This window comes from Amycolatopsis circi (assembly GCF_003385235.1).
GTDB lineage: Bacteria > Actinomycetota > Actinomycetes > Mycobacteriales > Pseudonocardiaceae > Amycolatopsis > Amycolatopsis circi.
In genome coordinates, this window is the sequence record NZ_PQIA01000012.1 from 124061 (window position 1) to 139623 (window position 15563).

Sequence of the window (15563 nt, forward strand, 5' to 3'; positions counted from 1 at the left end):
TCGCGGTCCGGCGGAGCGTCCGTCGGCATAGTGGTCCAGGAGAGCAAGGGGAGATGGCGAGCACCGTCACCTCGCGCCGCAAGCAGCTCGGCAACGAGCTCCGGCATGCTCGAAACGCCGCGAAGATGACGCAGCAGCAAGTCGCCGAGGTACTCGGCTGCACCCAGGGCAAGGTCAACAAGATCGAGTCCGGTGCGGTGGGGGTCAAGCTCGGAGATGTGCGGACCATGCTGAACGCGTTCGGGATCAACGGCGAAGAAGCCGACACTCTGATGAACCTGGCCCGGGCCGCGGCCGGGCAGCGCGGCCATTGGTCGGGCTACCGGTCGGTGGTGCCGCACTGGTTCCGCACCTTCACCGACCTCGAGCCCGCCGCCGCGGAGATCCTCACCTGGCACGGCGAGCGCGTCCCGGGGCCGCTGCAGTCCGAGCACTACATGCTCAAGCAGTTCACCGAGGCGGGAGCCACCGACGTCACGTCGCTCGTGCGCAACCGGCTCGACCGCAAGGCGGTGTTCGACCAGCAGCAGCCGCCGTATTACCGGTTCATCATCAGCGAGGGTGCCCTGCGCCGCGCGCCCGGCGGGTCCGCGCCCGCGGTGATGCTGGACCAGGTGGAGCATCTGCTCGCGCTCGATCGGCACCCCCGCGTGTACGTGCATGTGCTGCCGTTCAGCGCGAAGCTCGCCGCGGTGCCCAACGACTTCACGATCATGCGGTTCCCGGACCGCACGCGCGACTTCGTCTACATCGAACACTCCGCGGGCGGCCTGTACCTCGACGACGTGAAGGACTTCAACATCTTCGTCGACTCATGGGACCGGTTGCGCGGCGCTGCTTTGGAGCGGGGCGAGACGCGGCAGTTCCTCAAGGAGCTGGCGGAAAGCTACCGCTCGCAGATGATGTGACCAGCGCTTCGAGCACGGGCACGGTTTCCTCGGCGCCAGGCAAGGCATTGATCTCTGCTTGCACGCGCTGCGCGGCCTCTCGATAACTGGGATCGTCGAGCACTTTCGCGGCGGCTTGGCAGATTTCGTCCGGAGTGGACGTTTCCGGGTCGAGTGCGTGGCCGACGTTCAGCGCGGCGCAGCGCCGGGCGTTGCCGGGCTGGTCGGCGCCCATCGGGAAAAGCAGCGACGGCAGGCCGTGCGAGAGCGCGCCGATCACGCTGCCGGATCCGGCGTGCGAGATCATCAAATCGAGGCGCGGCAACAGTTCGGCTTGCGGCACGAACCGTTCCACGCGGACGTGCGCCGGCTGCGGTCCGAACTCGGTGGGGTCGATCTGGGTGCCGACGGTGGCGGTCACGTCTGCGTCCAGTTGGCCTAGCCCGGCGAGCGTGCGCTCGATGAGGTCGCCGGATTCGAGGTTGAAGTTGGTGCCGAGGGTGAAGTACACGTGCGGCTTCTCGGCGGGCTGCCGGGGCGCGACCGGATCTCGTTGGCGGAACGAGAAAGTGCCGGGCGGCAGCGGCGAACTGGGGTCGCGAAAGGACGGCGGGATCGGGGAAAGCACCTGCCCGCGGGTCAGCATTTCGAGCTGCGGATCGTCCGGCAGGCCGTGCGCGGCGCGGGCTTCGGCGAGCGGTTCGGCGAGGAGTTCCTTGCGCAGCAACGTTCCCGCGGCGAGCACCAGGACGGTGGCGCACGGCAGGCCCAGCACCTCGGCGGCGATCGCGCCGGAGAAGTCCACTTCGTCCCGGACGATCAGGTCCGGCTTCCATTCCCGGGCGATCTCCAGCAGCACCGGCACGTGTTCCTGAGTCGCGCGGCGGGCGAACAGTTCGCTGATTTCCCAGTCGTCGCGCGCCGGATCGACCGGCGGCATCGGCTGTCGCGTCACCCCGGCCTCGCGCGGTTCGTTGACCGCGAAGGTCGTGAACCCGGCTTTGGCCAGCGCGGGTACGTGCGAACCGCCGCCCGCGACCGCTACGGTATGTCCGCGCGCGAGGAGCGCCCGCGCGACCGGTGCCATCGGATCGAAGTGGCCGCGGCCGCCGACAAACGAGAAAAGGATGCGCATCCACCGCAACGTAGTCGCCCGGACGTACCTGAGTCGTGGCATTTTCGGGCGGTTGCCGGGGGCGGCGGCGCGCGGGCGCGGCGAGTGGGCACACTGGTACCCGCACGGAAGGGGAAGCTGATGACTCAGGCACCGGATCCGGAAGCCCCGGAGGGCGTCGACCTCGATCGGCCGAACGCGGCGCGGATTTACGACTGGTTCCTCGGCGGCACCGCCAACTGGGCCATCGACCGCGAGTTCGGCGAAAAGGCGGTCCAGACCTTTCCGATGATCAAGACCATCGCCAGGGCCGGTCGCGAGTTCCTCGGCCGCGGCGTGCGGTACATGGCCGAACAGGGCATCGACCAGTTCCTCGACATCGGCTCGGGCGTGCCCACGGTCGGCAACGTGCACGAGATCGCGACGTCGGTGAACCCGAACGCGCGCTGTGTCTACGTCGACAACGAGCCGGTGGCCGTCGCGCATTCGCAGATCCTGCTGGAACGAGACGGCGTCGCCGACCGGCACGCGGTCCTGCAGGGCGACCTGCGCAACCCGGCCGACGTCTGGCCGCGCGCGCTCGACACCGGGGTACTCGACCCGAAGCGCCCGATCGGGCTGATCATGGTCGGGGTGTTGTACTTCGTCGGCCGCGACGAGCCGGCGCTGGAGATCGTGCGGAAGTACTTGTCGCTCCTGCCCTCCGGCTCGTACTTCCTGTCCTCGCACCTGACCGACGACGGCGTGCCGACGAACGACGGCGAGAGCCGCGACAAGATCCACAAGCAGTACCAGAAGTCGAGCACGCCGTTCCACTTCCGCTCGCGGGCGGAGTTCGCGGAGTTCTTCTCCGGGCTGGAGCTGGTGGAGCCGGGCATCTCGTGGGTGTCGGACTGGCATCCGGAGGCGGGCGAATCGAGTGCGGGCGACCGGATGGCGAACGACCCTTCGTTCAGCGGCGGGATTTGCGCTCTGGGCCGCAAGCCCTGACGGGCCGGAGCCTCCCGGCCCCGGCCCGGTGCGTCATCCGGCGAGCTGGGCTTGGAAGATCGCCCGGTTGAAGTAGGCGCGGGCCTCGCTGATCAGCCCGTCCTCGTCGAGGTCGTAGACGTTGATGCCGGACCAGTTGACCGGAACCCCGTTGCCGGTGACGGCCGCGCCGCTCCAGGAAACGGCGACCGATCTGCCGACCGCGTGCACCTCGCGCGGCGTGAGGCCGAGGAACGGGCTGAAGTTCGGCAGCACCGACGCGATGAACTCGCGAATCGCGGCGCGGCCGACGATCGGCGGTTCGCCGACCGGGTCGTGGAAGACGCCGTCGGCGGCGAACGCGTCGGCCCAGGCGTCCGCGTCGCCGGATTGGGACGCGGTGAAGAATTGTGTGACAGCGAGGGGCATTGCGAGCATGAGCATTCTCCTTGACATTCAGGCGAAATTACGGTCGTAACGGCGCGCGGCGGGCAGGACCGCGAGGCCTGCCACGGCGAGGATCCCTTGCAGCGCACAGACTCCAAGCCAGCCGAACGCGCCGTAGCACGCCGCGGCCAGCGCCGCGCAGAGCGCACCGCTGAGGAAAACCGCGACCATGTAGACGGTGTTGGCGCGGCTGCGCGCGTCGGGGAGCCGGGCGAAAATGCGGGCTTGGTTGGCGATCTGACTCCATTGCACGGCGATATTGACCGCGATGATCGCTGCGACTAGGAACGCAAGCCAGACCTGGCCGAGCGCGTAGGCGCCTGCCGAACCCAACGCCAGCACCAGAGCCGCGGTGACGATCGGCAACGCGCCGCGCCGGTCGATGTACCGGCCCGCCCACGGTGCGGCGAACGCGCCCGCCAATCCCAGCAGGCCGAACAATCCGGCGGTCGCGGTGCTGAAGCGGTACGGATCGTGGGTGAGCACCAGGACCAGCGAGGTCCAGGTGGCGTTGTAGGCGCCGAACAGGCTCGCGTGCAGCAGACAGGACTGGCGCAGCGCGGGTTCGCTGCGCAGCAATCGAGGCAGCGACGCCAGCAACTGCCCGTATCCGATGGCGTTCGCCCGAGCGGGCTCACGCGGCACCAGCGCGATGGTCACCAGCCCGGACGCCGCGGTCAGCACGGCCGCGAGCAGATACACCGCACGCCAGCCGGCCGCTTCGCCGACCGCGCCGCCGATCACCCGAGATCCGATGATCCCGGTCATCAATCCGATCTGGACTCCGGCGACCACCGAAGCCCGCTTCTCCGGCGGGGCCAATTCCGCCGCCAGCGGCACCAATACCTGCGGGATCACCGTGAACCCGCCGACGAGCGCCGCGGCCGCCGCCACCATCGACAGGCTCGGCGCGACCGCCGCGAGCAGCAGCGCGACGACCGTCGCAGCGAGCAGCGCGGTCAACAGCGGCCGCCGGCGGCGCACGTCGCCGAGCGGCACCAGGAACAGGATCCCCGCCGCGTAGCCAAACTGCGCGCAGGTCACCACCAGCCCCGCCGAGGAGGCCGCGCCGCCGAACTCGCTCGCGAACAGCGTGAGCAACGGCTGCGCCAGGTACACGTTCGCGACGGTCGCGCCGCTGCACACCGCCATCGCGCCGAACAACAGCGGCCGGGCGCGGGGCGGGCTTTCCGCCGTAGTCATCTTGCCTCCAAACCGATCGAACTAGTTAGTTCGAATGTTAGGAGACTGCGTCCGAGGCTGTCAAACGAACTGGTTCGTTACCCTTGACGCATGGCATACGACTCCGCCGCGACCAAGGACCGCATCCTCGCCGCCGCGTCGGCCGAATTCGCCGCGTACGGGGTGGCCGGCGCCAGGGTCGACCGCATCGCGGCGGCCGCCGAAGCCAACAAGCGGGCGATCTACGACTACTTCGGCGACAAGAAGGCGTTGTTCGCGGCAGTCTTGGAGCGGCTGATGACTGAGCTTGCCGAAGCCGTCCCACCCGCGGACGACGCGGACCTCGGCGCGTACGCGGGGGCGTTGTTCGAGTACCACCGCGCCCATCCCGAGGCACTGCGGTTGCTGCTGTGGGAAGCGCTGGAGATGGGCGACGAGCCGGTCCCGGAGGAAGCGACCCGGACTCGGCATTACCTGGACAAGGTGGCGGCCGCGGAAACCGCGCTCGCTGGCGGCGGCGACGATCCGAAGGCGTTGCTGTTCTTCACCATGGGGTTGGTCGGCTGGAGCCTGTCGATGCCGCAGCTGCGCCGCATGGTGCTGGGCGAGGACTATTCGCTGGACCGGCTCGGCGCCCAGGTTTCGGCGGCGGTCCGGGCGATGGCCGGGGAGCGTCGCGACCGGCCCGCGTCCTCGGACTGACCGGCGCTTGGTCCAGACCTCCGGAGTGGTCTAGACCGGGAATCGTGGTCTCGGCCATTCGGCGCGGTCGAGGCTCCCCGGACACGAAAACGCTCCCCGGGCAAGGCATTCCGGGGAGCGTGGACGAAGCGGACTGCGGCGGCTCAGCCGAGCCCGTGGAGAATCGGTACTCGTGTCTCGCGACGGTGGCGGGTGGCGTGGACGGTGTCCGCTTGGCGCGGAGCAGGTACTTCGATCTCGGTGTCCACAACCATCGGGTTGCGCAGCGGGGCCTGGATCAGGCTGAACCCGAACCGGTTGCGCAATTCGTGATTGATCCCACGCCGGCCGCGAGTGTGTTCGTCCTCACGGCGGAAAAGCGTGGTGAGCCGTACGGCCATGGGATCACACCCCCAGTTCGGATAACGGGAACCGGCGCGGGTCGGCGCCGGCCAGATCGGGGTATGCGCTCGGCGGGTCAACGCCGAGCACGAGGGAAACCGCTTCGTTGCGGCGTCTCCGCAGGGTCGTCACAGCACCTGGACCAGCGCCGATTCCGGCGAGGCCGGCGGATTGGCTTGCCGGTCCGAACGGGTCGGCTGGCATCCGCACTCCTCCCGATATCTCGCGGCTGTTCCGCCGCCCGGGCCGGGTGCCCGGGCCGGTGCTGCCGGTGTTGGGCTGAATGTCGCAAGCCATTCACCCACCACTGACGCCCCGATCGCTGCGATTAATCCTACTCCTGGAATAATCTTCATGTCGAGATCGGGTCGAGTTGATCACCCGCTTGGCCCTGCGGTTTGCTCCGTAGTGACGCAAAGAAGCCGGGGACGTGCACCAGACCGCACGCCCTGCACAAGGCTCGGAGGTGGACGACCCATGGCGGATTATCCGTCGCCCCAGGATTACGACCCGGACACGGCAGAGTCGCTGTTCGCGGCCGCGGCCTGGGCGAAGTCGTTCGCCAGCGAACCCAACGGCGGAAACTGTGTCGAGGTCAACCTCTCCCGTCCCGGCCTGATCGGCGTGCGCGACACGAAGCTCTCGGCGAGCCCGGTGCTGGTTTTCGACCGCGGCGAGTGGGACGCCTTCCTCGTCGCGGTCAAGGCCGGCCAGTTCGACCTGCCGCCGAGCGACTAGTCCACCACGGCGATAAGTCGCCGGGGAACGATTCGCAAACAGTCACTCGATCGGGTGGAGTGTGGATTGGCTCTGGTCACCGTGGGTGCCGGGGGTTGTGGGATGAATGTCGGCTTGGCGAGGGTCGCCGGCTGAGTAGGTTGAGCGGCCCGACTCCACGGAGCGCGCGATGACCCCACTCCACTACCTCTCCGCCGTCGAAGCCCTGCGGCTCTTCCGGACCCGGGAGCTGTCACCTGTCGAGCTGATGCGCGCGGTCGTGGAACGGGCGGAGCGGGTCGAGCCGGACGTCAACGCATTCGCCGAGCAGATGTTCGAGCAGGCGTTGCGGGCGGCGGCAGTCGCGGAGAAGCAGTACGCACCTGGTGCTCGGCCGAGGCCGCTTGAAGGACTGCCAATCGCCGCCAAGGAAGAACAGCCGCTGACCGGGCACCCAGTCACCGACGGCACCCTTCTCCGTCCGCCTCGGCTGGCGCGGGAGACCGCGATCGGGCTCGACCGGATCCAGGCGGCCGGTGGGATCCTGCACGCTCGCACGACGACGTCCGAGTTCTGCTGCATGCCGCTGTCCCACACGCGGCGCTGGGGGATCACTCGTAATCCGTGGAACCTCCAGACCGCGGCGGGCGGCTCGTCCGGCGGTTCAGGCGCGGCGCTGGCGGCGGGGACCGCCTTTCTCGCCACCGGGTCGGACATCGGCGGGTCGCTCCGCGCGCCTGCCTCGTTCACCGGCGTCGTGGGATTCAAGCCGCCGCACGGCCGCAATCCGGTCTTGCCGCCTGCCGGATTGGACACCTATTACCACCACGGCCCGATGGCCCGGACTGTCGCCGATTGCGCGCTCCTGCAGAACGTCATGGCGGGCGAGGACCCGCGTGATCCGCACTCGCGGCTCCCTTCGGCTCCTATCGAGCTGGGTGACGTGCGCGGGCTCCGCGTCGCGTGCTGCCCGGTGCCCGGCGACTTCCCAGTGGATCTGGAGATCGCCGCCAACACCCGCGCGGTCGGGCAGTCGCTGGCGTCCGCGGGTGCGGTGGTGACTGAGATTGAGATCGACTGGACGCTCGACATGGTCAAACAGGCTCTGTGGGCGCACTTCGGGACCGGCCTGGCTGCCGAGGTCCTGGAGCTGGACCGGCGGAATCCGGGCGTGATCACCCCGTACTGCCAGGCTTTCGCCCGCAAGGGAGTCGAGAACATTGTGGACGCGGAAACCGGCCGGGCGATCGAGGCGGCGATCCGTGAACGCCTTGACGCGGTGTTCGGCCAGTTCGACGCGCTTATTGTGCCGACCATCGGTGCCACCGCCTTCGCTGCTGGCGAGGACTACCTGTCCGAGCAGGTCATGGTCAACGGTGTTGCGCTGGAACACTTTTCGGACGCTTCGCTCACTCCGGCGTTCAATGTCGGCAGTGAGCATCCGGTGCTCGCCGTGCCGTCCGGGTGGGCTGGCAACGGCGTGCCGACCGGTGTCCAGGTGGTCGCGGGCAAGTACGACGACAACACGGCGTTCCGCGTCGGCGCGGCGATCGAGCAGACCGTGGGCGCTGGGTTCGCGCGGATTCCGTTAGCTGGCCAGGAATTCCCGCAGATGCGCCACGACCTGTGAGGGTTGTTCCTCGGGCAGGAAGTGTCCGCAGTCTTCAAGGCCGATGCCGGTTACGTGGTCCGCGTAGTCGCGCCAGATGTCGAGCGTGGGGAAGCTGCCGAGCAGACCGGCCTTGCCCCACATCGCCAGTACCGGCTGGGTGAGGCGCTTTCCGGCGGCGTAGTCAGCGTCGTCCAGTTCGGCGTCGTCCGGGAAAGAGGCGCGGTAGTCGTCGAAACCGGCTCGCAGCGCGCCGGGTGCCTCGAAGGCGCGCACGTACTCGGCGACGTCCTCTGCGGCCAGCCCGTGGCGTTGGAAGGTCCAGTGCTCGAAGAAATACCCGAGGTAGGCGGCGATGTTCTGTCCCGCCAGCAGCTCGGGCAGGTCTGGCTGCAGGTGGAAAAGCCAGTGCCAGTAAGCCTTCCCGAGGTCGCGGTCGAGCCGGCGCCACATCTCCCGCGTCGGCGCGATGTCCAGTACGGCCAGCCGTTCGACCTGGTCCGGACGATCCAGCGCCCACCGATGCGCAACCCGCCCGCCGCGATCGTGCCCGGCGACCGCGACCCGGTCGAACCCGAGCTGCTCGGCGAGTTTCGCGACGTCGGCGGCCATCGTGCGCTTGTCGTAGCCGGTGCGCGGTTTGTCGGTGCGCCCGTATCCGCGCAGGTCAGGGACGATCACGGTGTACGTCTCGGACAGCGGCTCGGCGACTCGATGCCAGCAATGCGACGTCTGCGGCCAGCCGTGCAGGAGGAAGAGCGGCGGACCGTCCCCGCCGCGGAGGTAGTGCATGCGCAGGTCGGCTACTTGGGCCATGGCTGCTTCTAACCGGCTCATGGGGTTAGACGGTAGCGCGGGTTCTCACCGGTTTCAATGGTTAGAATGGGCGGCATGGATTGGGTGTTCGACGCCGGACGGCCGTGTCTGCACCTGGTGAACACGCTGCGCTCCCGGCATCTCCCGGAAGGCATCGAGCTGCTCACCGGCCCGGACGCGCTCGCGGAATGGCTTGAGCTGGCCGGGTTCGGTCGCCTTCGAGTGACCGCCGCCCAGCTGACGTCGGCGAAGGAACTGCGCGAGGCGGTGAACCGGCTGCTGACCGCCAAGCCGCTGGCTGCCGATGTCCGTCTGGTCAACGACGCGCTCGTCGCCGCGCCGAAACCGGCTCGACTGCTGGTGAAAGACGGTGTGCTGCAACGGGAGGTGCCCGCTCCGGCGGATCCGGTGGCGACGGCGTTCGCGGTGCTGGCCGCGGACGCGGTCGATCTCGCCACCGGTGTGGAGGACATCCGGATCTGCTCGGCGGACGATTGCGGTCTGCGGTTTGTCGACACGTCGCCGCGCCGGACTCGGCAGTGGTGCTCGATGTCCCGTTGCGGGAACCGGGCGAAGGCTCGGGCGCATTACGGGCGGACGAAAAACCGGTAAGCCCGCGGGTGCTCGCGCAGCCAGACGTTCAGCTTGCCGACTGTTCGCATGGGAGCAATGCGCAGTGTCGACTGGTCAACGAGGCACTCGTCGCCGCGCCGAAACTGGTCCGGCTGTTGGTGAAGGACGGTGTGCTGCAGCGGGAGGTGCCTACTCTGGCGGATCCGGTGGCGACGTCGTTTGCGGTGCTGGCCGCGGATGCGGTCGATCTCGCGACCGGTGTGGAGGATATCCGGATCTGCTCGGCGGGCGATTGTGGTCTGCGGTTTGTCGACACGTCGCCGCCGGGGCGCATTACGAGCGGACGAAAAACCGGTAAGTCCGCGGGTGCTCGCGCAGCCACACGTTCAGCTTGCCGACTGTTCGCATGGGAGCAATGCGCAGTGCCGTCGGAATCACGGCACCGAGCATCCTTGTCGCGCGGCAGAAGCGGGCGAACTTGCGCGCGTCCTCGTCAGTCCATTGCAGACCAAGACGGTCCCGCAGCTCGGGCGGGAGTGTCGCGCGGATAAGGAACATCTGCGCGGTCGAGTATCCTTTTTGGAGCGTCGCCCACCGGCGGTCCGACATGCGGGCGAACGGTTTCCCCACGGTGTCGATGGTTTCGAACAGCGTGCTGATCGTCTCGTTCGGACCGAATCTGGCGATCGTCTCCCGGTAGTACCGCTCGAATTCCGGCCAGGTCGGCGGCAAATACCGCTCGCGGACGCCGAGGATCCGGCCGATGCCGCACATCTGCGCGTAGTACTCGTCAAGATCCGAAGTGGACATTGGGCGGCCGAAGAACCGTTGCGCGTCAACAGGAGCCATCACCAGCGTAGCGTGCACCCATGCGTACGCGCCGGGGTCGAGCGCGCTGTAGCGGCGGCCGTCAGCTACCCCGATGAAGGTGCGATGCAGCTCCCGCAATCGTTTGGCTTCGACCTGTGCGCCCTTTGTCCCGCCGTACACATAGATCGACAGCGAAGCGACGGTGCGCATCAGCCGAGTCCATGGATCCTCGCGATAATCCGAATGATCGCGCACCCCGGCCGCGACGACCGGATGCGCGACTTGCAGCACGAGGACCTGTCCCGCGAGCAGCAGATCACGGGAATCTCCGAAGTAACGCCAAGCCGCAGTACCGCGGACGATCGGCGGGGCCACGTCAGTCCCGGGCACCATGCAACAGCATCATTAGCGGTTCGGCGGCCGGAACGTCCGTGCCAGTCGCGAGCCGACGCAACTGCAGTCCGGCGATCAACGCGACCACCGGCCCGGCCACGCGCTCCGGATCCGGCAGGCCGAGTGCGATGAGGATCGTGATGGCCAATTCGTCATACGCGGCAAAGCATTTCGCGGAGGCTTCGTGCAGGCCGGGGTCGCGCGCGGATTGCAGATACAGCTCGTGCGGCGCGAGTTCGTCGGTGCCGAACGGCAGCTGCTTGATCACGTGTTCCACAACAGTCGCCGCTTGTTCGAGGCTCAGCCCTTGTTCCCGGTAGACCTCGACAATTCCCGCCAGCTTCGCCGTTTCCTCCTCGGCGAACAGCAGCATCGCCTCGCGCAACAGCTCGGTCTGGCTCGGGAAGTGATACGTCAGCGTGCCGAGCGAAACCCCGGCCGCGGCGACGATGCGCCGGTTGGTGAGCCCGCCGACGCCCTGCTCGCCGACCACTTTCAGGGTGGCGCGGAGGATCGCGTCGCGAGTGCTCACCACGCCGGATCGGGACGTCGGTCCGGCCATCGCAGCACCTCTTCCAGTTGCGCGGCAACGGAAATCAGCCGCTCCTCGGAATGCGACGGGCCGAGCAGCTGGGCACCGAGCGGCAACCCGTCCGCGGTCAGTCCGGCAGGCACGTTCACCCCGGGCCAGCCCAGCACGTTCCACGGCCAAGCGTACGGGCACGCGGCGATCATCGACTGGTCGGTCTGCCAGCCGGAAAGCCCGTCGAAGGACCCGATCGCGGGCGGCGGGGTGGCGGTGGTCGGCGTGAGCAGGACGTCGATGTCGCCGAACATCCCGCCGATCCGGCGGCGCAGCACGGGTTCGAGCGCGCGGGCGAATTTCAGCGCGGGTCCGGCGAGCAGGCCGCCTTGCTGGGCGTTGCTGCGAGTGCGCGGATCGAGCGCGGACGGCTCCGGCACGCGGCGGGCCCAATCGCGCACGCCGGTGAGCGATCGCGGCAGGAAGGTGAGACCGATCAGCCCGTACCCGGGTTCGACCGGCACGATCTCGTGTCCCAGCCCGGCGAGCGTTTCGGCGGTCTGCCGCACCGCCGCTTCGACCACTGGGTCGAGCTTGGTTTTGGTGGCGGTAAAGGGAATCCGAGTGGAGAGACCGATCCTCAGCCGTCCGGGTTCGCGCTGCGCGGCGGTCTGGAACGACGTGCCGGTGCCCGCGGTGACGTCGAGCAGCGTGGCCGCGTCGGCGACCGTCCGGGCGAGCGGGCCGAGCACGGTGAGGCCGTGGAACAGTTCGCCGTCGGTCGGGATCCGGCCGCGCTGGGTTTTGATCCCGACGAGCCCCGTCCACGCCGCCGGGATGCGTACCGAACCCGCCCCGTCCGACCCGAGCGCGGCAGCCACGATCCCAGCTGCCACCGCGGCGGCCGATCCGCCGGACGATCCGCCGGGCGTGTGCGCGGGCTGCCACGGATTGCGCGTCGCGCCGAACGCCGGCCCCTCGGTGAACGGCCATTGGCCCAGCTCAGGCGTGTTGGTCTTGCCGATGATCACCGCGCCGGCCTGCTTGAGCCGCGCTACCGCTGGTGCGTCTCCGGTGGCCACCGGGAAGTTGCCCGGGCAGCCGAACGCGGTGGGGAGACCGGTGAGGTCGACGTCGTCCTTGATCGCCACCGGCACCCCGAGCAACGGTGCGCGATCACCATCGACGCGGCGCCGATCAGCTTCACCGGCCTCGGCGAGCGCGGCTTCGTCACGCAGAACGCGGAACGCGTTGAGCACCGGCTGGCTCGCGTGGGCCCGCTTGAGCGCGAGTTCGGTGAGCTGCACGGCCGTGACCTCGCCTGCTTCGAGCGCGGCGGCCTGGTCGGCAAGGCTCGTGAACTCCGTCGTCGCGGAAGGCATCAGCGGCTCCCCGTTCTCTCGTTCGCTCGAACGAACGTATCACGGCTCGCGACGGGAAAGCACCCCTGACCACGGCAGGCGAAGTTCGGGCATGCTCGGAGTCGTGATCGATGACTTCGCGAAGGAGTACCTGCATGGCGACCTGAAAGAGGTCCGGCAGACGATGCTCCGGAAGCTCGACGGGCTGTCCGAGTACGCCGTTCGCCGCCCGCTGACCTCGACCGGGACCAACCTTCTCGGCCTGGTCAAACACCTGGCGCTGGCCGAGGCCCGGTACTTCGGCGAGGTGTTCGACCGGCCTTTCCCCGAGCCAGTCCCGCGATGGGACGACCTCAGCCGGCGCGGCACCGACCTGTGGGCGACCGAGCACGAAACCCGCGAGGAAATCACCAGCCGCTACCAGCGCGTCTGCGCGCATTCCGACGCGACAATCGCCGCTCTCCCCATCGACTCGCCCGGTTACGTGCCCTGGTGGCCGCGCCCGGAGGTGCTGCTGTTCAACGTGCTCGTCCACATGCTGACCGAGACCAATCGGCACGCCGGGCACGCCGACATCCTGCGCGAGCAGCTGGACGGCGTGGTCGAGATGGACGCGGCCGCCATGGCCCGCCGCGGCCGGGACGCGGCCTTCTGGCAGGCCCGGCGAGCCGAAATCGAGCGGGCAGCCAAGGCCGCAGACCCGGCGACAGCTTGAGAAAGCCACCTAAACTGCACGGCACCTGCCCGGCCAGCGCACGGAGGATCGATGACGTTCGACTTCGCCCGGTTCCCCGCCTTCGACGGCTTTCCGCGCGCCGGTCTCCACCACGGGCCGACCCCGCTGGTTCCGGCGCCGCGGCTTGGCGAAGCGCTCGGCATCCGCCGGTTGCTGCTCAAGCGCGACGACGTCCACCCGCTCGGCGTCGGCGGCAACAAGCTGCGCAAGCTCGACTTCCACCTCGGCGCGGCGCTCGCTGACGGAGCCGACACCGTGATCACCTTCGGTGCGCTGCAGACCAACCACGGTCGCCAGACCGCCGCGGCGTGCGCGCGGCTTGGGTTGCGTTGCGAGCTGGTGCTGACCGCTGAGGTGCCCCGCTCCGGTGACGCCTACGAGCGGTCCGGCAACGTTCCGCTCGACCACCTCTTCGGCGCGCGGGTGCATGTCTGCGCGTCGGGCGCGGAGGCGGCAGCAACCTACGAGCGGCTGCTCGCCGAAGCTGTGGACGAGGGTCGCAAAGTTAGGACGGTCCCAGTCGGCGGGTCCGACCCACTCGGCGTTCTCGGCTATGTGGATGCCGCCCGCGAACTGGCTGCCCAGTTGGCGGAGCTGGGCCTGGACCAGGCCGGAATCGTGAGTCCGCACGCCAGCGGAGCCACGGCCGCCGGGCTCGCGCTCGGCACGGAGTTGCTCGGTTCGCTGGACCTGGACATCGCCTGCGTCAGCCACCCGCGCGACGAGGCTGTGGACAACTTGTCCCACCTCACCGCGGGTGCCGCGCAGTTGCTTGGGTTGGACCCACCGAAGCTGGAGCACGTGTGGTTGAGCGACACGACGATCGGCGAGGGGTACGGCATTCCGACGCCGGGGACCTGGGAGGCGATCCGGTTGTTCGGCCGCACCGAAGGCGTGGTGCTCGACCCGGTCTACACCGGAAAAGCCGCCGCCGCCCTGGTGGAATGGGCGGCGGCGGGACGGTATTCGCCCGAGGAGACCGTCGTGTTCGTCCACACCGGCGGTCTTCCCGGATTGTTCGGTTACGCGCCCGAATTCATTGTTGAGGCGCAGAAGTAACGAGCACCGCGGCGCGAGCGGTTTCGGTCCGCACGGCGATGCGGAGCAGGACCAGCAGCAGGGCGACATTCGCGATCAGCGTGAGCCGCTGCGTCGCGCCCACCGGCAGCACCTCGGTGAGCACGTGGAACGGCTTCACCCCGGCTTCGTCGAGACGGACAAACAGGAAGCTCAGCGCGAACAGTCCGACCGCGGCGAGCCCGAACTTCAGCCAGCGCACCACGAACACGCGTTCCGCGGTGCCGCGCAACGGTTCCAGCATCGTGATCGCCGCGCCGGGCAGGCTCGCGAACGCGACCAGGCACGAGTAAAGGTGGATGTCGCCGCTGAGCGGATTCGGGCTCGGCGGGTAGCTGGCCGGAAAAACCGCGGCGACCGCCAGCCCGAGCGCCCACAGCATGAGCAAAGCCTTGGTGCTGAACGTCATCGGCACCCCGCCGGCGATCAGCGCACCGAGCACCGCGAGCGATCCGACGGCCACCGACAGCACGCTCGCCCCGAGCATGCCTTCCCCTCGATCGGTGATCGTGTAGCTCGAAAGCGTGTCGTAGATCGGGTCGTGCGAGCTGATGAGGTGCAGCACGGTGATCGTGAACAGCCCCCAGGCGATCGCAGCGAGCGCGGTCAGGCGCCATCCCCGGACGCCTCGTGAGTTCCCCATGCAGCCAGACTGGCGGCTCGGCGGCGTTTCGTGATCAGGGAAAACCCCTGATTCCGCCCCTACCCCGCGAAGTCGGCCAGGACGAGCACCTGGTCGTCGTGCCGTTTGGCTCGCGGCCAGCGGACTGCGTGCGGGTCGCCGTTCTCCGCGGCGCGCACTGCGTCGAGTACTGCTTCGGGGCCTTTGTTTTTGGCTAGCTGCAGGACTTCTGGCCAGTCGAAGAGGCCGTACTCATCCACTCCGATCGCGACGCCGTCGGTGGCTATCAGGACTGCGTCGACGTCTTCGCGCGGCCAGCTGCGGCGGACTGCTTTGTGGGCCGCGGAGGGGTCGGCTTCGGCTACCCAGAAGCCGTCCTCGGCGTTGCGTCTGCGGCGGACGTCTGCGCTGGTTTGCAGGAGGCCGTTGTTGCGTAGGGAGATTAGGCGGTCGTCTGCCACTACGTCGGTGCCGAAGTGTCCAAAAGCGACAACTGGGCTGTCGGCCAGGACTAGGGCTTCTACTTCGGATTCTGTCCAGCGGAGGATTGAGACTGTGCTGGAGGGGGCGTGGCCTGGGTGCAGGTTGTTCGCTTTGGCTACTGCGGTGATCGCGGTTGCCAGGGCGGGGGCTAGGTCTTGGTG

General features: G+C 68.6%; 18 protein-coding genes. 8 read left to right on the plus strand and 10 right to left on the minus strand.

From position 1 onward, the window contains the following. Positions 1-53 precede the first annotated feature (53 nt). On the plus strand, positions 54-908 hold the full coding sequence (locus D0D37_RS06555) for a helix-turn-helix domain-containing protein (RefSeq protein WP_116199605.1): 855 nt from the start codon (positions 54-56) through the stop codon (positions 906-908). Here D0D37_RS06555 and D0D37_RS06560 read toward each other — a convergent pair. Beyond that, positions 868-2022 carry a glycosyltransferase gene (locus D0D37_RS06560; RefSeq protein ID WP_167493501.1) on the minus strand — a complete coding sequence of 385 codons (1155 nt, stop codon included), beginning with the start codon at positions 2020-2022 and terminating at the stop codon, positions 868-870. The genes D0D37_RS06555 and D0D37_RS06560 overlap by 41 nt on opposite strands. Before the next feature lie 120 nt (positions 2023-2142). Here D0D37_RS06560 and D0D37_RS06565 point away from each other — a divergent pair, with 120 nt between their 5' ends. Beyond that, on the plus strand, positions 2143-2991 hold the full coding sequence (locus D0D37_RS06565; protein WP_162834101.1) for an SAM-dependent methyltransferase: 849 nt from the start codon (positions 2143-2145) through the stop codon (positions 2989-2991). A gap of 33 nt (positions 2992-3024) precedes the next feature. Here the strand turns inward: D0D37_RS06565 and D0D37_RS06570 are convergent, their stop codons facing one another. Together D0D37_RS06570 and D0D37_RS06575 are read right to left on the minus strand one after the other, a co-directional pair. Continuing rightward, on the minus strand, positions 3025-3408 hold the full coding sequence (locus tag D0D37_RS06570; protein ID WP_162834102.1) for a nuclear transport factor 2 family protein: 384 nt from the start codon (positions 3406-3408) through the stop codon (positions 3025-3027). 18 nt (positions 3409-3426) lie between these two features. Then, positions 3427-4620 (minus strand): MFS transporter, encoded by a 1194-nt coding sequence (locus D0D37_RS06575; RefSeq protein ID WP_116199608.1) that lies wholly within the window; start codon positions 4618-4620, stop codon positions 3427-3429. A 90-nt stretch (positions 4621-4710) separates the two neighbouring features. On the opposite strand from D0D37_RS06575, the gene D0D37_RS06580 reads away from it, so the two are divergent. Further along, complete coding sequence (locus D0D37_RS06580; RefSeq protein ID WP_116199609.1) at positions 4711-5301, plus strand: TetR/AcrR family transcriptional regulator; 591 nt, start codon at positions 4711-4713, stop codon at positions 5299-5301. A gap of 143 nt (positions 5302-5444) precedes the next feature. Here the strand turns inward: D0D37_RS06580 and D0D37_RS06585 are convergent, their stop codons facing one another. Then, positions 5445-5681 carry a hypothetical protein gene (locus tag D0D37_RS06585; RefSeq protein ID WP_116199610.1) on the minus strand — a complete coding sequence of 79 codons (237 nt, stop codon included), beginning with the start codon at positions 5679-5681 and terminating at the stop codon, positions 5445-5447. A gap of 478 nt (positions 5682-6159) precedes the next feature. Here D0D37_RS06585 and D0D37_RS06595 point away from each other — a divergent pair, with 478 nt between their 5' ends. Then, positions 6160-6420 carry a DUF397 domain-containing protein gene (locus D0D37_RS06595; RefSeq protein ID WP_116199612.1) on the plus strand — a complete coding sequence of 87 codons (261 nt, stop codon included), beginning with the start codon at positions 6160-6162 and terminating at the stop codon, positions 6418-6420. Positions 6421-6589: 169 nt separating this feature from the next. Beyond that, positions 6590-8029: an amidase gene (locus D0D37_RS06600; RefSeq protein WP_116199613.1), complete on the plus strand. Its 1440-nt coding sequence runs from the start codon at positions 6590-6592 to the stop codon at positions 8027-8029. Here D0D37_RS06600 and D0D37_RS06605 read toward each other — a convergent pair. Next, a complete protein-coding gene (locus tag D0D37_RS06605; protein WP_116199614.1) occupies positions 7988-8845 on the minus strand; it encodes an alpha/beta fold hydrolase in 858 nt (285 codons plus the stop codon). The genes D0D37_RS06600 and D0D37_RS06605 overlap by 42 nt on opposite strands. Positions 8846-8899: 54 nt before the next feature. Between D0D37_RS06605 and D0D37_RS06610 the strand changes: the two genes are divergently transcribed. Further along, positions 8900-9436: a CGNR zinc finger domain-containing protein gene (locus D0D37_RS06610; RefSeq protein WP_167493502.1), complete on the plus strand. Its 537-nt coding sequence runs from the start codon at positions 8900-8902 to the stop codon at positions 9434-9436. Positions 9437-9730: 294 nt separating this feature from the next. On the opposite strand, the gene D0D37_RS06615 is transcribed toward D0D37_RS06610, so the two are convergent. The 3 genes from D0D37_RS06615 to D0D37_RS06625 are packed head-to-tail and all read right to left on the minus strand — an operon-like array spanning position 9731 to position 12505. Beyond that, complete coding sequence (locus D0D37_RS06615; RefSeq protein ID WP_244223413.1) at positions 9731-10600, minus strand: oxygenase MpaB family protein; 870 nt, start codon at positions 10598-10600, stop codon at positions 9731-9733. Beyond that, positions 10584-11162: a TetR/AcrR family transcriptional regulator gene (locus D0D37_RS06620; RefSeq protein ID WP_116199616.1), complete on the minus strand. Its 579-nt coding sequence runs from the start codon at positions 11160-11162 to the stop codon at positions 10584-10586. The genes D0D37_RS06615 and D0D37_RS06620 overlap by 17 nt, the downstream gene beginning before the upstream one ends. After that, a complete protein-coding gene (locus D0D37_RS06625) occupies positions 11129-12505 on the minus strand; it encodes an amidase (RefSeq protein ID WP_116199617.1) in 1377 nt (458 codons plus the stop codon). The genes D0D37_RS06620 and D0D37_RS06625 overlap by 34 nt, the downstream gene beginning before the upstream one ends. 91 nt (positions 12506-12596) lie before the next feature. Here D0D37_RS06625 and D0D37_RS06630 point away from each other — a divergent pair, with 91 nt between their 5' ends. Together D0D37_RS06630 and D0D37_RS06635 are read left to right on the plus strand one after the other, a co-directional pair. Further along, positions 12597-13199 carry a DinB family protein gene (locus tag D0D37_RS06630; protein ID WP_116199618.1) on the plus strand — a complete coding sequence of 201 codons (603 nt, stop codon included), beginning with the start codon at positions 12597-12599 and terminating at the stop codon, positions 13197-13199. 51 nt (positions 13200-13250) lie between these two features. Then, positions 13251-14279 (plus strand): D-cysteine desulfhydrase family protein, encoded by a 1029-nt coding sequence (locus tag D0D37_RS06635; RefSeq protein WP_116199619.1) that lies wholly within the window; start codon positions 13251-13253, stop codon positions 14277-14279. Here D0D37_RS06635 and D0D37_RS06640 read toward each other — a convergent pair. Together D0D37_RS06640 and D0D37_RS06645 are read right to left on the minus strand one after the other, a co-directional pair. Continuing rightward, positions 14257-14940, minus strand: coding sequence for a DUF998 domain-containing protein (locus D0D37_RS06640; protein WP_116199620.1), 684 nt, complete (start codon positions 14938-14940; stop codon positions 14257-14259). The two genes, D0D37_RS06635 and D0D37_RS06640, sit on opposite strands and share 23 nt — an antisense overlap. Positions 14941-14999: 59 nt before the next feature. Further along, positions 15000-15563 (minus strand): hypothetical protein (locus D0D37_RS06645; protein ID WP_208719822.1); only part of this gene is annotated, 564 nt, incomplete at its 5' end.